The sequence below is a fragment of the Thalassotalea agarivorans genome, from assembly GCF_030295955.1.
GTDB classification, from domain to species: domain Bacteria; phylum Pseudomonadota; class Gammaproteobacteria; order Enterobacterales; family Alteromonadaceae; genus Thalassotalea_D; species Thalassotalea_D agarivorans.
The window spans coordinates 975,607-990,269 of sequence record NZ_AP027363.1; the positions used below are offsets into that span (position 1 = coordinate 975,607).

Consider the following 14,663-nt stretch of genomic DNA (forward strand, 5'->3'; position numbering starts at 1 on the left):
ATATCTAGAAATCTAAGCGACATTTATAGCTAAGCTAGCACAAAACTATTTAAAAGATTTTTATGCCAATAAAAATACCTGACCAATTACCCGCATTGTCGGTACTTGATAAAGAGAATATCTTCGTGATGTCGGAGCATCGCGCGGTGAATCAGGATATTCGTCCAATGGAAGTGGCAATCTTGAATTTGATGCCCAATAAAATAGAAACGGAAGTTCAAATTCTCAGGGTATTAGCCAATACACCACTGCAAATAAATGTCGACTTAGTGCGGATTCACGCGAATGAATCTAAAAATACGCCTAAGCAACATTTAGATAATTTTTATCGTTTGTTTGACGACATAAAAGACAAGCAATATGACGGTTTGATAGTCACTGGAGCACCATTAGCACTAATGGACTACTCGCAAGTAAGCTATTGGGACAAGATTTGCGAGGTGTTTGATTGGGCGGAGAAAAATGTCACCTCTACCATGTATAGTTGTTGGGCAGCGCATGCCGCGTTGTATCATCATTACGGTTTAAAGCGCCACTTACGAGACACTAAGCTGTCGGGGGTGTTTACGCATAACACGTTAGATCCAACTGAGCAGCTAACACGTGGTTTTGATGAAACATTCAGTGTTCCTCATTCTCGCTATGGTTACATTGATAGATCAGATTATGAATCTGTGCCTGACTTGCGCATACTCGCAGAATCAGAGCAAGCAGGGGTGTATCTTGTCGCCAGTAAAAATAAGCAGCAGGTCTATTTAACCGGTCATCCGGAGTACGATCCGTTGACGCTACATGATGAGTATCATCGCGATTTAGCCGCAGATTTATCACCGCATATTCCTGAAAATTACTATCCAGATTCAAATGTTAGTAATAAACCCGTTACCAATTGGCGAAGTCATGGTAGTTTGCTGTTTACTAATTGGTTAAATTATTACGTTTACCAGATAACACCATATAAGTTAGACGCGGAAAATATCCAAGCGATCCATCCAGGAAAAAAGTAAATGACATTAGCAGTAGTAGAATCCCCCCTTTTTAGCACGATTAAACGTGCCTTGTCAGAGCGCATACTTATTTTGGATGGCGCTATGGGGACAATGATCCAAGGATATAAGTTCGAAGAAGAAGATTATCGTGGCGAGCGTTTTAAGGATTGGCATTGTGACGTAAAAGGAAATAACGACCTTTTGGTGCTGACCCAACCTGATGTTATCAAAGATATTCACAAAGAATATTTAGCTGCCGGCGCCGATATTATTGAGACCAATACCTTTAACGCTACAACCATTGCTATGGCCGACTATGACATGGAGTCGATTAGTGCCGAAATCAATTTGCAAGCAGCCAAGCTAGCGAGAGAAGCGGTCGATGAATTTAATGCAAAAACGCCAGATAAACCTCGATTTGTTGCCGGTGTACTTGGTCCAACAAACCGTACTTGCTCCATTTCGCCGGATGTTAATGACCCGGCCTTTCGAAACGTTAGCTTTAATGAGCTTAAAGACGCCTATATAGAATCAACCAAAGCGTTAATTGAAGGCGGTAGCGATATTATCTTAATCGAAACCATTTTTGACACGTTAAATGCAAAGGCCGCAATCTTCGCGATTGAAACGGTATTTGAAGAGCAGGGTGTGCGCTTACCTGTGATGATATCGGGCACAATTACAGATGCCTCTGGGCGTACATTGTCCGGTCAAACAACAGAAGCTTTTTACAATTCATTACGCCACGCTAAACCAATTTCTTTTGGTTTAAATTGTGCATTAGGGCCGGTTGAACTAAGACAGTATGTAGAAGAGTTGAGTCGTATCAGTGACGTGGCAGTGACGGCTCACCCAAATGCTGGTTTACCTAACGCCTTTGGTGAATATGACTTTACCGTTGAGGATATGAACGCCCATATTGAAGAGTGGGCAAACAGTGGCTTTTTAAATGTGATAGGTGGCTGCTGTGGTACCACACCAGATCATATACGTGGCATGGCTGAAACGGTTGCTTCTAAAGCGCCGAGAAAAATAGAGCCGCGTCCTATCGCTTGCAGGCTCTCTGGTTTAGAACCATTAACAATCGATGAACAAACCTTGTTTGTGAATGTTGGTGAACGAACCAATGTTACTGGCTCTGCGGTATTTAAGCGACTGATCACGGAAGAAAACTACGATCAAGCAATATCTGTTGCACTTCAGCAAGTAGAAAATGGTGCTCAAATTATTGATATCAACATGGATGAGGGCATGCTCGATTCTCAAGCATGTATGGTGAGATTCCTCAATTTGATTGCCGGTGAACCTGATATCGCTAAAGTGCCTATTATGATCGATAGCTCGAAATGGGACATTTTAGAAGCGGGTTTGCAATGTATCCAAGGTAAAGGTGTTGTTAACTCGATAAGCTTAAAAGAAGGCGAAGCAATTTTCCGCGAGCAAGCAGAGCTATTGCGCCGATATGGCGCGGCGGTTATCGTTATGGCGTTCGATGAAGTCGGACAGGCAGATACGCGAGAGCGTAAATTTGAAATCTGTCAGCGCGCTTATAACATTCTTGTTAACGAGATTGGCTTTCCTGCCGAAGATATCATCTTCGATCCAAATATCTTTGCCGTAGCAACAGGTATTGATGAGCATAATAACTACGCGGTAGATTTCATCGAAGCGACTGCAGGTATCAAACAACACCTGCCACATGCGATGGTTTCAGGTGGTGTGTCTAACGTGTCGTTTTCATTTAGAGGAAACAATCCAGTCCGCGAGGCGATACATGCCGTATTTTTATATCACGCTATTCGAAATGGCATGGATATGGGTATTGTTAACGCCGGTCAACTCGCTATATATTCCGACCTGCCAGCTAAGTTAAAAAAGGCGGTAGAAGATGTTGTGCTCAATAGCGATGACGGCGCAACAGAACGCTTGCTTGAAATAGCCGACGAGTATAGAGAGCAAGGCGCAACAAAAGACAATAAACAAGATCAAGCTTGGCGTGAGCTGCCTGTAGCTAAACGATTAGAACATGCTTTGGTTAAAGGTATTAACGAGTTTATCGTTGCAGACACGGAAGAAGCTCGCTTGTCCGTCGATAGGCCGCTAGAGGTTATCGAAGGGCCGTTAATGGACGGTATGAATACCGTTGGCGATTTGTTTGGCGCAGGCGAAATGTTTTTGCCACAGGTAGTTAAATCTGCTCGCGTAATGAAGCAAGCGGTTGCTTACTTGCAACCCTACATTGAGGCAGAAAAAACCGCGGCTAAATCTAATGGTAAGGTCTTACTCGCAACGGTAAAAGGCGACGTCCACGATATTGGTAAAAACATTGTTGGTGTTGTTCTGCAATGTAACAACTTCGAAATTATCGATTTAGGCGTAATGGTGCCTTGTGAAGAGATTTTAAAAGTCGCCAAAGCTGAGCAATGTGACATCATTGGCTTGTCTGGACTTATCACGCCGTCGTTAGATGAGATGGTCCATGTTGCCAAAGAAATGCAACGCCAAGATTTTGATTTACCCTTATTGATTGGTGGTGCGACAACTTCTAAGGCGCATACTGCGGTAAAAATTGAGCAGCAATATCAACACCCTGTTGTTTACGTTCCAAACGCGTCTCGCAGTGTATCAGTGGTTAACAGTTTGATGTCAGATGAACTTCGCCCGGCGTTTATGGAACGTTTGAATGATGAATATGAACGCACGCGCGCGCGACATTTTAATAAAGGGCCTCGTTCAGAACTTATTGATTTAGCAACAGCTCGAGCAAACGCTGCGCCAATTAGCTTCGATAATTACACACCGAAAAAGCCGAATAAATTAGGTGTCACTGTATTGGATGACATTGATTTAAATGTGGTTAGAAATTACATCGACTGGACACCATTTTTTATGACCTGGCAATTGTCAGGCAAGTATCCAAAGATTCTTGAACATGAACTTGTCGGAGAAGAAGCAACAAAACTGTTTAATGACGCCAACGCGATGATTGATGATGTTATTGCGCAAAATAAGTTAGCAGCAAAAGCGGTAATCGGTTTGTTCCCTGCCTATCGAGAAGGAGATGACATTCAAGTATTGGATGTTGCGGGTCAATCGCCGTTAATGAAATTGCAACAGCTAAGACAGCAAGGTAAGAAGAAAGTCGGACAGTTCAATCGCTGTTTGTCTGATTATGTTGCTGCCAAAGAAGACAATATCGACGACTATATTGGTGCCTTTGCAGTGTCTGCAGGTTTTGGTGCAGATGAACTAGTCGCAGCATTTGATGCCGAGCATGACACTTACAATAGTATTTTATGTAAAGCCGTTGCCGACAGACTAGCAGAAGCAACTGCTGAATACTTGCACGAGCAAGTGCGCAAACACTTCTGGGGATATGCACCTGATGAAGCGTTTGATAATGAAGCGCTGATTCGTGAGAGTTATCAGGGAATTCGACCTGCTCCTGGTTATCCAGCATGTCCAGAACATACCGAGAAAGGCTTGTTGTGGGAGCTGTTGGATGTTGAAAACAACATCGGCATGGAATTAACCTCAAGCTACGCTATGTGGCCAGGTGCCGCTGTCAGCGGTTGGTATTTTGCTCACCCTGATAGTAAGTATTTCGCGGTAGCGAAAATAGCAAAGGATCAAGTGGAAAGTTACGCTGCACGTAAAGGTTTTTCCGTTGAAGAAGCGGAAAAATGGCTAGCAAGTAACCTTGACTACGAACCTTAAGCTTTCACATCATATCTGGCATCGCCTACATGGATGTAGGCGTGTACACTTCTATTTTTTACATACTTTCTTAAACTCAGCATATAGCTTATCCAGTGTAAAAATTTATTTACATAGCACTATAATGTAAAAAATTATAAAAAAATGTTTTTTTATAAAAATAATGCTTGCATGAAAGGGGTATTACTTGTTAAAAAGTAGTCACTCTGGCGAGTAAATTTTTTATTAAACAGTTAAGTTTTAGGTAATGAAACAACTTAGTACACCTCATTTTCGATATTATCGCCACTACCCTCTTTATTGGTAAGTCTTACTTACTGATACCCTCTGCCTTTGCGCAATTTTTATAAAACACCTTTATTATTTTTACAATTTGATGGATTAGGCCATGACTACACAAGCAAGCGGTGCTTTGAATGATATTCACGTTAATGCTGAAGAAGTGCTTATCACCCCTGGACAATTAAGAGAAAAGTTACCCCTGTCGACACAAGGGCGAGCTTTCATTATCGATGCTCGCAATACGATCGCAGATATTATTCACAAACGAGACCCTCGCCTTTTGGTGATTAGTGGTCCTTGTTCTGTGCATGATGTCGAAGCGGCAAAGGCATACGCACTCAAGCTTAAAGAACTTCATGATCAGTATAAAGATACACTCTATATTGTAATGCGCGTCTACTTTGAAAAACCGCGCACAACCGTAGGCTGGAAGGGGCTTATCAACGACCCTAACATGGACGGCAGCTTCAATGTTGATGAAGGTTTATGGAAGGCAAGAGAGTTACTGTTGTTCCTAACGGAGCTTGGCTTACCACTTGCAACTGAGGCTCTCGACCCTATTAGTCCTCAATACTTGGCCGAGCTATTTAGCTGGTCGGCGATTGGCGCTCGTACCACAGAATCACAAACGCATAGAGAAATGGCTAGTGGCTTGTCGATGCCGGTCGGATTTAAAAATGGTACCAACGGCAGTTTGGATGTAGCGATTAATGCAATGAAGTCTGCAGCACATGCGCACAGATTTATGGGCATTAACCGTCAAGGACAAGTAGCCTTAATCAAAACCTCTGGCAACCCAGACGGTCACGTGATTTTGCGTGGTGGTAAACAACCTAATTACGATTCAGTAAACATTGCATTGTGTGAGCAAGAGCTTGCTCAAGCTAACTTGGAAGCGTCTATTGTCGTCGATTGCAGCCATGGTAATTCAAACAAGGACTATAAACGTCAGCCGCTGGTGGCTGATAATGTCTTCAATCAAATTGTCGAAGGGAATAAATCAATCATCGGTATTATGCTAGAAAGCCACCTAAACGAAGGGAATCAAAGTGCTGATCTGCCAAGAAATGAATTAGCCTTTGGCGTTTCGGTAACAGACGCTTGCATCGATTTTGAAACTACTTCAACATTAATTGCATCGGCAGCGGAAAAATTAAACACCGTGTTACCACAACGAATAGCAGATTAATGAAGGATTTCACTCAACAATTAAACAGCTTGCGCGCAGAAATAGACGAAATCGATAGCGCGCTAGTCGATTTGCTTGTAAAACGCAGAAAAGTCACCACGAAAGTGGGTGAATTAAAAACACAGGTAGGTATGCCTATTTTTGATGCGACAAGAGAAGCTGCATTAATTGAAAAACGTCGTTTTCAAGCGACCGAACATGGCTTGTCAGCAGATCTAATAGAAGATTTGCTGAGACGCATCATGCGTGACTCCTATGTCAGTCAAGACGAAAGTGGCTATCGCTGTGTTAATCCGAGTAGCAAAGATATTGTAGTAATTGGTGGTAAAGGGCAGCTTGGTCAAGTCTTTGTAGATTTGTTCACGCGCTCTGGTTATTCCGTCAAAATAATTGATAAGGACGACTGGGCAAATGCGTCAACAATATTTACTAATGCGTCGTTAGTCCTTGTTGCCGTGCCTATTCGCATAACTTGTCAGGTTATAGAAGAGCTAAAATCTCTGCCCAAATCATGTATTTTGGCTGATATCACCAGTATTAAACAAGAGCCTTTGGACGCTATGCTCAATGTCCATGACGGGCCAGTGTTAGGCTTGCACCCAATGTTTGGTCCCGATGTAACAGGCATGGTTAAACAAACGGTGATTGTTTGCCAAGGCAGGCAAACAGAGGCAGCCGCATGGTTTATTGAGCAGCTGGCTGTGTGGGGCGCTTCGATGTATCAAGTTGACGCGACAGCACATGATGAAGCGATGGCGATGGTTCAAGTGATGCGTCACTTCTCTACTATTGCATACGGCTATCATTTGATGCAGGAAAATGCTGACTTATCTCAGTTATTGGAGATGAGCTCTCCTATCTATCGTCTTGAATTAGTCATGGTAGGGCGTTTATTTGCACAAGACCCAGTGCTTTACGCCGATATTATCTTTTCAAATAAACAAAACCTTGTCATGATGAAGCGCTTCGGCGAACGATTCTTGTCATTGTTGTCTGATGTTGAAAAAGGCGACAAACAAGCCTTTGTATCAATGTTTGAACAGGTGGCGAATTGGTTTGGCGATTACGCACCGGCCTTTTTGGCGGAAAGCAAAGCAATGCTTCAAAAAGCAAATGAACTTAAAAAAGATTAAAGGGACTGAACATGTTGCGCAACGCGATAGTTATAATTTGTTTAGCAGTATTAACTGCGTGTGCTAGTACTTCTGGCAGTGATATCCACATTGGTGACATTAGCAAACGAACATTGATAGCGGACTACCCAAAGTTTTCTGCTACTTATGTTGATAAAAGGCTGACAGACAAGCAAACGGTGCAGCTTTTTTCGTGGCCAGAGGGTTTAAGAATTGACGTATTTTTTGGCACTTGGTGTCACGATAGTCAACGCGAAGTACCAAAATTTTTAAAAGCTATTGAAAAGCGTCCAATCGTTGCTTATCAATTAATTGGGCTAGATTACAATAAAACCGAACCTACAGGCAGGGCTGCAGCGGCTAACGTTAAGTTTACGCCTACCTTTGTTGTTTATGTTAATAATGAAGAAATTGGGCGTATTGTAGAGCGCACCAATAAAGGCTTTATTGAAGACATTACCGCGATGGTAAAACAGCATGAAAAAGAAAATAGTTAGTCTATTTGTTTTCTTGTTTGCGCCACTTGTATCAGCACAGCAACAGGCGCCAACCTTACAGCAGCAAATTCTTGCTGCTGATAATCAATTTTTTACGGCATTTAATCAGTGCGATATCGATACTATGGCAACGATGTTTTCGCAAAAGCTAGAGTTCTATCACGATCAAGGTGGTCTAAGCGACTACACGCAATCTATGCAAAATACTCGTGCATTGTGTGAAAGGAACTTGGGCTTGCAACGAACGCTACTGATAGACACGGTAGAAATCCATCCAATAACAAATTTTGGTGCCATTCAAACGGGCCAGCATCAATTTTGCCATGAGGTCGAAGGTAAGATGGATTGTGGCACCTTTAAATTTTTGCATGTATGGCATTTAAAAGGCGATACCTGGCAACTTCATCGTGTGGTAAGTTATGACCATTAAAAAAGCACTTATAGTGCTTTTTCTTCATCAATAAATATCGCCTCTATAGGCAGTTTAAACAACCTAGCGGCTTTAAACGCCAGAGGTAAACTTGGATCAAATTTACCTTTTTCAATCGCGTTAATCGTTTGCCTCGACACCTCTAACGCGTTAGCTAGATCTGCTTGCGTCCAGTCGCGCTCGGCACGTAATACTTTGAGGCGATTTTTCATGATAGTCTCGCTTTACCAATCAGCATAGATGTTAGGTAAGTGAGCGACATAATCATCACTAACACAGATATTTCAGCATCGCTTGCTATCACATTTGTGGTGTCTAACACTGAATAGGCTAAGCCTAATACTAAACCCGCTCCAAGGGTAATGGCCATTGCATCCATGTTTATTTTACGTTGCATTTCATCAAGGCTTTCTAAATGACGTTTGTTAGCAAGGATCATTGCAACGCCAAATCCAACATTAACCATAACCGCTAATAAAGTCAGGGCGACATGTTGCCAAATAAAAATAGGGCCAAAAGTTGCGATAGCTAAGGAAAAGACCCATGCAAATGTCCAAATAGCCAAAGACTTTATACGATTTACTTGGTTTGCTTTCCACTGGCTGTTTGATTCAATATTCATTTACACCTCCAAAAAGTAAAGTAAACTTTACCTTATGTTAGGTTTAAATTTTAAAAAGTCAAGTTTACTTTACTTGTAAGAGTGTAAAAAAAGCACCCAAGGGTGCTTTTAGTGCTACAGACCAAGCTTTTCCGTAATAGTTAGCGTTAATGCGCCAATTGCACCCCAAGTGGCACCAAAACGCAATGCGCCTTCAAAATTGTATCCATATACTAATAATTGCACCGCAAAAAACACCACTAGTAATGGAATAAACAAGCTTACAAATTGTTTGAGTAGTTTTATCGTATTCATTTGTTTTTCCTTTTTATTCAATACTCTAACCAAGTGTAGACAACATTTTAGAATCCACAAACTTCAGATAAAGTGATTTTATTCATTGATTTTACAATGCTTTTTCTTTTACCCTAGTGGCGTATATTTAATGCTTTGAGGAATTTATGAAAAGCTTTCGAATAATGTTTGGCTTCGTTGCGTTGCTTTCAATGTTTTCAGTCAACGCTAAGCAGCAAGAATTTAGACCTGTGGTCGATTTCTTTAATGCGTTAGCCAAAGTAGAAGGGTATTCGCTAGACACTGTCGTATCAGATGATTTCGTTTTATTAGAAAATGGAGAGTTATGGAATACGGCAAAGTTAAAAGAAGAGCTAGGTAAAAGTAAAATAAAGTCACGCCGTAACTTTTTTCACATCATTTCTACGGTAAAGAATGATGACATGGCGTTGGTTAATTATTGGAACAAGGCTATTGTTGAGCTAGAAGATCGCACAGTAACGCTTGTTTGGTTGGAAAGCGCTGTAGTGACCCATTCTGAGGGTGATTGGCATTTACGACAATTGCACTCAACGCGCATCTTGGAAAGTAAATTACCCAAAGATGTGACGTTAGAAGAAATGAAATAAAAAAAGGGCATAAGCCCTTTTTTTTCGTCTTTATTCTTCTCTAACTTTCACTAACACTTGTCGCAATGCTCTAAGAAAACTCTCTTCAACCGGTAAGCCGTTTGGTATTTCAGTTTTACTAATAGGCGCATTCTTTGCTGAAAGCGTCGTGGACAGGGCGCTACTACCTACTTTAGGCGCTGTGCCGCGCAGCGATACTCGCTTAATTGCTACTGTTGGTTGATATCCCGTCTGTTTGTTGTTTGCTAAATAGCTATCAATATTAGCAATCATTTGTTCAACGGTATCGTTGTTTCCGGTGTTGTCATAAACCGTATTAACCAATACAACTTCTTTCACAGTAATAACGTCTTCTTTCAAGCTGTCGACGTCAATTTTCATTTTAATATCATCAATACTCAATGCGACAGAGCCGTCATCATGACGAAACACGAGATGATATAAATTGGCTTTACCTTCAAATTCGTTGATATCAACGTTATCGATAGTAGCTGTTTTTCCCGTAGCTATCGGAGCTAACTCTGATATTCTTTTGGTTACATATGGGTTTAAAGAGCTACCCGCCAACCCCCAAAGTAGAAATGTACAAGCGAGTAATATTACCCCCGCTATTGCTGCCAATTTATTCATAAACCCTCTAATTACTCTGTCGCTATCGCACTACTTGGGACACTAGCGGGACTAATATGCTCTACAGGGTAACAGCCAAGGACTTTAATAAAGTTAGTGCTTTCCGTGAGCAAAGTTATCGCTTCTTGCATTGCAAGGTGTTTTACATTGGCTTCAACATCAATGTAGAACATTTCTTCCCAAGGACGACCTTGAATTGGTCTTGATTCTAGTTTGCACATATTAATGCCTTTTTCCTTTAGTACAAGTAGGCATTCAACTAATGCACCTGGTTTTTGACCTGTCGCAAAGATAAAGGTGGTTTTGGCCGGGATCTGCTGAGCAACCTCGACGGGCTTACGCGCAACTAATATAAAGCGGCTGTGGTTTTCATCTTGATTAGCAATCGATTTTTCAAGGGCATGCAATTGATAAAGCTTACCGCCTTCTTCGCTACCTATAACCGCAACATTTTCTTGCTGTAATTCGTACACTTTCGCCATAGCATCAGCGGTAGAGTCACAATACTCTATACGAATATTTGCCTGTTTATCCAAAAAGTTGCTGCACTGAGTAAACGGCTGGCCATGCGCGTAAATCGTATCTATTTTATCTAATGAGGTGTTCACAGCCGTTAATAAGCAATGCTCAATGGGTTGTGTAATTTCACCGACAATAGATAAGTTTGTGTGTTGCAGCAAGTCGTAGACTTCGTTGATACTACCAGAACTGGTGTTTTCTATCGGTAGCATGCCGTAATCTACGTGTCCGGCCTCAACTAATTGCATGATATCGGCAAAGTTTTGGCAACCTTGCTCGATAATTTCTTCTGCGCGTCTGGAAAAATAACGATGACTCGCTAAATAGCTATATGAACCTTTGTCACCTAGAAAGGCAACGCTAACGCGTGGCACTTGAATATTAGGGTTAGTGAGCGTTTGTAGATATGCCTGTTGGTTAAGCACAGAGTCTTCAATAATCGTTTGGAATACACTGGTGACATAGTGAGCATCAAGTCCCAATTCCTTTCCTTGTTTGATCAGTCGAATTAACAGCTCTTGTTCACGCTGCAGATCACGCACAGGCCTTACGTTTTCTACTTTACTTTTAGCCACTTCAAGCGTTAATGCACGTCGCTTTGCAAATAGCGTAAGTAACGACTGGTCTAATGCGGTTATTTCTTTGCGTATATCGTTTAAGTCGAGTTGATTGCTCACAATGTTTCCTTCTTCCATAATAAAAAACCTCCCGAGGGAGGTTTTTTGCTAAATTTCGCTCAGCACACACTCCCTCAGAAAGCTAAGGTAAAAAAGAGTGTAAAAATCGCTGAATTCATTTTTATCATAGTTTTAATTTACTGATGCCTTATTCAATGGTCAAGTGTTACTGAACAAAGCTTAAAGATTTAAAAGCACTAAGATATAAATAGCAAAACTACAGCCTATACCTACCGTCCATGAAAGCGAGCGCAGTGTGCTTTTGTTCGCTAAATATAGAAAGTTGTATGCTACGCGCGCCAGTACATGAATCACAGCCAACGTCACAATGGTTGGCGTTGCTAACTTAAACATGACTGCAAGCAAAACTGCAGGGGCAAAGACGATAAAGCTTTCAAACGCGTTATGATGTGCAGCAAGTGCTCTTGCGCCCATACCTTCTAGCTTCTTTTGTTGCTCTCTAGGAAACTTATTGTTGTAGCCTCCTAGTTTATTCATTTCAATAGCTACCGGTGCCTTTGCCAAAAATGGTAATAGTGCAGCGATGGTTAAACAAAGAATTAAAATAGTCATTTTATCGCCTTAATAACTCAGTAACGTTAATTTATAACGGGTTTCACCAGGCAAAAATGGTGATGCTTTACCTTCTTCCCAGTCACTGTGGCCAATACGATAATAAGGGCTCCAAGGGTGACCAGACTGGCTAGTTGGCATATGGAAAATACCATTTTCTTCATGCCCTGGTGCAACAATCATGCGTTGTGAGGCGCCGAAAGCTTTTCCTTGCACTCTTGGCATATAGCTGTCGCCAGCTAATTGCTTTTGAGGCATGTCTAAATAGCGACCAATAAATGGAATAGCGCTCGATAGTGGATGTTTGATATCCGAAGTGTTTTGCTGCCCCCATGTTGCCGCGCTTAATGGTTGTTCTTTGGTCATATCGCTTAGGGTTTTATCGAGTGTTTTTGCAAACATTGTTTGCCAGCTATCTTCCCCTAACCATAAAAAGTTTTCTGGCTGCGTATTTGCCATATGCCATAGCGGCACTTCAAGCTGGTGACGAATTGCATGCAGATTGAAATGTTCATCCATGTTGGATAGGTTTTCATTTAACAAACCAAAGACGTTGCTACGTAAATTCATTCTAAAATTACGCACAATGCGGTAAGCAACTGAGTCAACACTTGCACGAAGTGCATTGTCTTGTTCAACGATTTGCGCCGCCTCAGCCCAATGAGGATGGCTGATCAGATTCTCTTTAGTAAAGACGTGCTCTAGCATAAAAGACTGCCAACGCAACAAGAATACGGCTCTGTCATCTAGTGCTACGTCTAACAAGTCTTGTTCTGAAAACTGTGCTTTGGCAAATAAGTCGTCTCTGATCTGTTGAGAACGAGCACCGAGTGCATATCCACCATTACCAATTTTTGCTAACTTCTCGCCGCCAACAACACGAGAGTTGCCAGTCCATAATCGACCGTGAACGGGGTTTTTAACGCGCGGATAATCTGCTTTTGCTAAATAACCTGTCCAACCATTTTCACCTGATGACCAGCTCGCAGGTAGTTCGCCAATCTCGCCTTTTTTAATTGGAATTGGCCCCATAATTGACCAGCCAATATTGCCTTGGCTATCCGCCACCATTAAGTTCTGAGCAGGGACACCAGCGCCAGCGCCAATTTCAAACGCATCATCAACTGTACTTGCCGTTTCTAATGCAATTAAGTCGAGATTAACGGCATTTATATCGTGAGCAACCCAGCGATATGCTAACCATTGACCTTTGTGGTTTTTTCCAATGACAGGACCCCAAATAGTTTCCTTCACATCAAATTCAACTGATGGTTTGCCGCTTACTGCCAACACTTGCTTACTGATAGTGAATGGGCGATAGCCTTCAGGCGTTAGGTATTGCATTTGTGCATCATTTACCTCTAAAACGATAATATCGCTCCAGTCGCCATAACTATTGGTGAAACCCCAAGCAATGCTGCCATTACTGCCAACGACAATGTTCGGTGTGCCCGGTAGGGTAGCGCCGGTAACCTTGACGGTTTTACCTTGCTCAATATATTCAAATGACGCGCGGAACCAAGTGTTTGGTACGCGAATACCTAAGTGCATGTCGTCTGCAACCATCGCGCTGGTGTATGGTGTTTTATCACCGGCAACCGCCCAGTTGTTTGAACCAACAAGTGCTTCGCTCAGGTAATCGTCCTCGTTGTCTATGCGTTTTTGCATGGCTGCATTACTGGCAGCAGGCCAAGGTGTCGAAGGCATTGGAAATGAAGGTAAAAGGGTTGCATCAACCGCTGCATCCCATTCACTGCCTTTTGGATTTAAAAAGTTAAACGCAGATTCTGAAAATACATCATGCATAAGCGCCAATGTGCGCTCGCGTCGGCCGTCGTGATACTGCAAATCCAAATACATACTAAAGACAGCTAAAATCGTATCTTCTTCTCGCCACTCCACTGGATCTTGTCTTAATGCCAAATACTCAAAAGGTACCGCGCCTAAAAACATTAACCCTTGGTTAACGCCACGTGTGTAGGCTTGTAAAATATCTTGTTGCGCTTGTGGAAGCTGATTCAAAATTTTGCGCGCACGCTCACGGAACCTGTGCTGTCTGATCTCTTGGTCTTTTTCTAGTGCTATTTCACCAAACAAGCTAGAAAGTTCACCTGCCGAATTTCGGCGTAGTAAATCCATTTGGAAGAAGCGCTCTTGCGCATGCACAAAGCCGGTGGCTAGGGCAACGTCAGCTCTTGTTTTACCTTTTATCGTAGCAATGCCTTGCTCATCTCGCTCTACAGTAACGCTATCTTCAAGGCCTAAAAGCGTTTGTTTTCCGGAGATTAATGGTAAAGATTGATCGAGTTGTGAATAAAGCCACGTGAAAGCCGTAGCGACGACTAATATTAGGATTAATACTGCGCCAATAAAAATATTTTTTAATCGCTTCATTTAGTTGTATCTAGCATATTGTTATAGTGTTGCTAGAGTACCTTAATTTGTTACGCATTACAGTATCATTGTAATAAATGTTGAATATGAAAATAGAATCGTAAACGGC

Annotated in this window: 14 protein-coding genes; 7 read left to right on the top strand and 7 right to left on the bottom strand. The window is 42.0% G+C overall.

The genetic code is table 11. The features are described from left to right. Nucleotides 1-62 precede the first annotated feature (62 nt). From metA to QUD85_RS04620, 6 genes are all read left to right on the top strand, one after another. Nucleotides 63-1,007, top strand: a complete 945-nt coding sequence (metA, locus tag QUD85_RS04595; protein WP_093327298.1) for a homoserine O-acetyltransferase MetA — start codon at nucleotides 63-65, stop codon at nucleotides 1,005-1,007. After that, entirely contained in the window at nucleotides 1,008-4,706 is a 3,699-nt protein-coding gene (metH, locus tag QUD85_RS04600; protein ID WP_093327300.1) for a methionine synthase, read from the top strand. Nucleotides 4,707-5,094: 388 nt separating this feature from the next. Next, a complete protein-coding gene (locus QUD85_RS04605; RefSeq protein WP_093327302.1) occupies nucleotides 5,095-6,177 on the top strand; it encodes a 3-deoxy-7-phosphoheptulonate synthase in 1,083 nt (360 codons plus the stop codon). Continuing rightward, nucleotides 6,177-7,310, top strand: a complete 1,134-nt coding sequence (tyrA, locus tag QUD85_RS04610) for a bifunctional chorismate mutase/prephenate dehydrogenase (RefSeq protein WP_093327303.1) — start codon at nucleotides 6,177-6,179, stop codon at nucleotides 7,308-7,310. The genes QUD85_RS04605 and tyrA overlap by 1 nt, the downstream gene beginning before the upstream one ends. Before the next feature lie 11 nt (nucleotides 7,311-7,321). Further along, nucleotides 7,322-7,807 (top strand): thioredoxin family protein, encoded by a 486-nt coding sequence (locus QUD85_RS04615; RefSeq protein ID WP_093327305.1) that lies wholly within the window; start codon nucleotides 7,322-7,324, stop codon nucleotides 7,805-7,807. After that, nucleotides 7,788-8,237 (top strand): nuclear transport factor 2 family protein, encoded by a 450-nt coding sequence (locus QUD85_RS04620; protein WP_093327306.1) that lies wholly within the window; start codon nucleotides 7,788-7,790, stop codon nucleotides 8,235-8,237. The genes QUD85_RS04615 and QUD85_RS04620 overlap by 20 nt, the downstream gene beginning before the upstream one ends. An 8-nt stretch (nucleotides 8,238-8,245) precedes the next feature. Here QUD85_RS04620 and QUD85_RS04625 read toward each other — a convergent pair whose 3' ends face one another. The 3 genes from QUD85_RS04625 to QUD85_RS04635 all read right to left on the bottom strand — a co-directional run bounded on the left by QUD85_RS04625 (nucleotide 8,246) and on the right by QUD85_RS04635 (nucleotide 9,153). Continuing rightward, nucleotides 8,246-8,449 carry a helix-turn-helix transcriptional regulator gene (locus QUD85_RS04625; protein ID WP_093327308.1) on the bottom strand — a complete coding sequence of 68 codons (204 nt, stop codon included), beginning with the start codon at nucleotides 8,447-8,449 and terminating at the stop codon, nucleotides 8,246-8,248. Beyond that, complete coding sequence (locus tag QUD85_RS04630) at nucleotides 8,446-8,859, bottom strand: hypothetical protein (protein ID WP_093327309.1); 414 nt, start codon at nucleotides 8,857-8,859, stop codon at nucleotides 8,446-8,448. The genes QUD85_RS04625 and QUD85_RS04630 overlap by 4 nt, the downstream gene beginning before the upstream one ends. 114 nt (nucleotides 8,860-8,973) lie before the next feature. Continuing rightward, nucleotides 8,974-9,153: a hypothetical protein gene (locus tag QUD85_RS04635; RefSeq protein ID WP_093327311.1), complete on the bottom strand. Its 180-nt coding sequence runs from the start codon at nucleotides 9,151-9,153 to the stop codon at nucleotides 8,974-8,976. A 146-nt stretch (nucleotides 9,154-9,299) separates the two neighbouring features. Between QUD85_RS04635 and QUD85_RS04640 the strand changes: the two genes are divergently transcribed. Next, nucleotides 9,300-9,761 carry a hypothetical protein gene (locus QUD85_RS04640; RefSeq protein ID WP_143047905.1) on the top strand — a complete coding sequence of 154 codons (462 nt, stop codon included), beginning with the start codon at nucleotides 9,300-9,302 and terminating at the stop codon, nucleotides 9,759-9,761. Nucleotides 9,762-9,791: 30 nt separating this feature from the next. Here QUD85_RS04640 and QUD85_RS04645 read toward each other — a convergent pair whose 3' ends face one another. From QUD85_RS04645 to QUD85_RS04660, 4 genes are all read right to left on the bottom strand, one after another. Then, nucleotides 9,792-10,391, bottom strand: a complete 600-nt coding sequence (locus QUD85_RS04645; protein WP_093327314.1) for a hypothetical protein — start codon at nucleotides 10,389-10,391, stop codon at nucleotides 9,792-9,794. An 11-nt stretch (nucleotides 10,392-10,402) separates the two neighbouring features. Further along, entirely contained in the window at nucleotides 10,403-11,605 is a 1,203-nt protein-coding gene (gene pheA / locus QUD85_RS04650) for a prephenate dehydratase (RefSeq protein ID WP_177168827.1), read from the bottom strand. 162 nt (nucleotides 11,606-11,767) lie between these two features. Further along, nucleotides 11,768-12,160 carry an MAPEG family protein gene (locus QUD85_RS04655; RefSeq protein ID WP_093327316.1) on the bottom strand — a complete coding sequence of 131 codons (393 nt, stop codon included), beginning with the start codon at nucleotides 12,158-12,160 and terminating at the stop codon, nucleotides 11,768-11,770. Nucleotides 12,161-12,169: 9 nt separating this feature from the next. Further along, nucleotides 12,170-14,554 (bottom strand): penicillin acylase family protein, encoded by a 2,385-nt coding sequence (locus QUD85_RS04660; protein WP_093327318.1) that lies wholly within the window; start codon nucleotides 14,552-14,554, stop codon nucleotides 12,170-12,172. Between the last annotated feature and the right edge of the window lie 109 nt (nucleotides 14,555-14,663).

What these genes read in the sequence shown, in the direction of transcription:
- metA (WP_093327298.1), top strand. Translation starts at nt 63, where the DNA reads ATGCCAATAAAAATACCTGACCAATTACCCGCATTGTCGGTACTTGAT.
- metH (WP_093327300.1), top strand. Translation starts at nt 1,008, where the DNA reads ATGACATTAGCAGTAGTAGAATCCCCCCTTTTTAGCACGATTAAACGT.
- QUD85_RS04605 (WP_093327302.1), top strand. Translation starts at nt 5,095, where the DNA reads ATGACTACACAAGCAAGCGGTGCTTTGAATGATATTCACGTTAATGCT.
- tyrA (WP_093327303.1), top strand. Translation starts at nt 6,177, where the DNA reads ATGAAGGATTTCACTCAACAATTAAACAGCTTGCGCGCAGAAATAGAC.
- QUD85_RS04615 (WP_093327305.1), top strand. Translation starts at nt 7,322, where the DNA reads ATGTTGCGCAACGCGATAGTTATAATTTGTTTAGCAGTATTAACTGCG.
- QUD85_RS04620 (WP_093327306.1), top strand. Translation starts at nt 7,788, where the DNA reads ATGAAAAAGAAAATAGTTAGTCTATTTGTTTTCTTGTTTGCGCCACTT.
- QUD85_RS04625 (WP_093327308.1), bottom strand. Translation starts at nt 8,449, where the DNA reads ATGAAAAATCGCCTCAAAGTATTACGTGCCGAGCGCGACTGGACGCAA.
- QUD85_RS04630 (WP_093327309.1), bottom strand. Translation starts at nt 8,859, where the DNA reads ATGAATATTGAATCAAACAGCCAGTGGAAAGCAAACCAAGTAAATCGT.
- QUD85_RS04635 (WP_093327311.1), bottom strand. Translation starts at nt 9,153, where the DNA reads ATGAATACGATAAAACTACTCAAACAATTTGTAAGCTTGTTTATTCCA.
- QUD85_RS04640 (WP_143047905.1), top strand. Translation starts at nt 9,300, where the DNA reads ATGAAAAGCTTTCGAATAATGTTTGGCTTCGTTGCGTTGCTTTCAATG.
- QUD85_RS04645 (WP_093327314.1), bottom strand. Translation starts at nt 10,391, where the DNA reads ATGAATAAATTGGCAGCAATAGCGGGGGTAATATTACTCGCTTGTACA.
- pheA (WP_177168827.1), bottom strand. Translation starts at nt 11,605, where the DNA reads ATGGAAGAAGGAAACATTGTGAGCAATCAACTCGACTTAAACGATATA.
- QUD85_RS04655 (WP_093327316.1), bottom strand. Translation starts at nt 12,160, where the DNA reads ATGACTATTTTAATTCTTTGTTTAACCATCGCTGCACTATTACCATTT.
- QUD85_RS04660 (WP_093327318.1), bottom strand. Translation starts at nt 14,554, where the DNA reads ATGAAGCGATTAAAAAATATTTTTATTGGCGCAGTATTAATCCTAATA.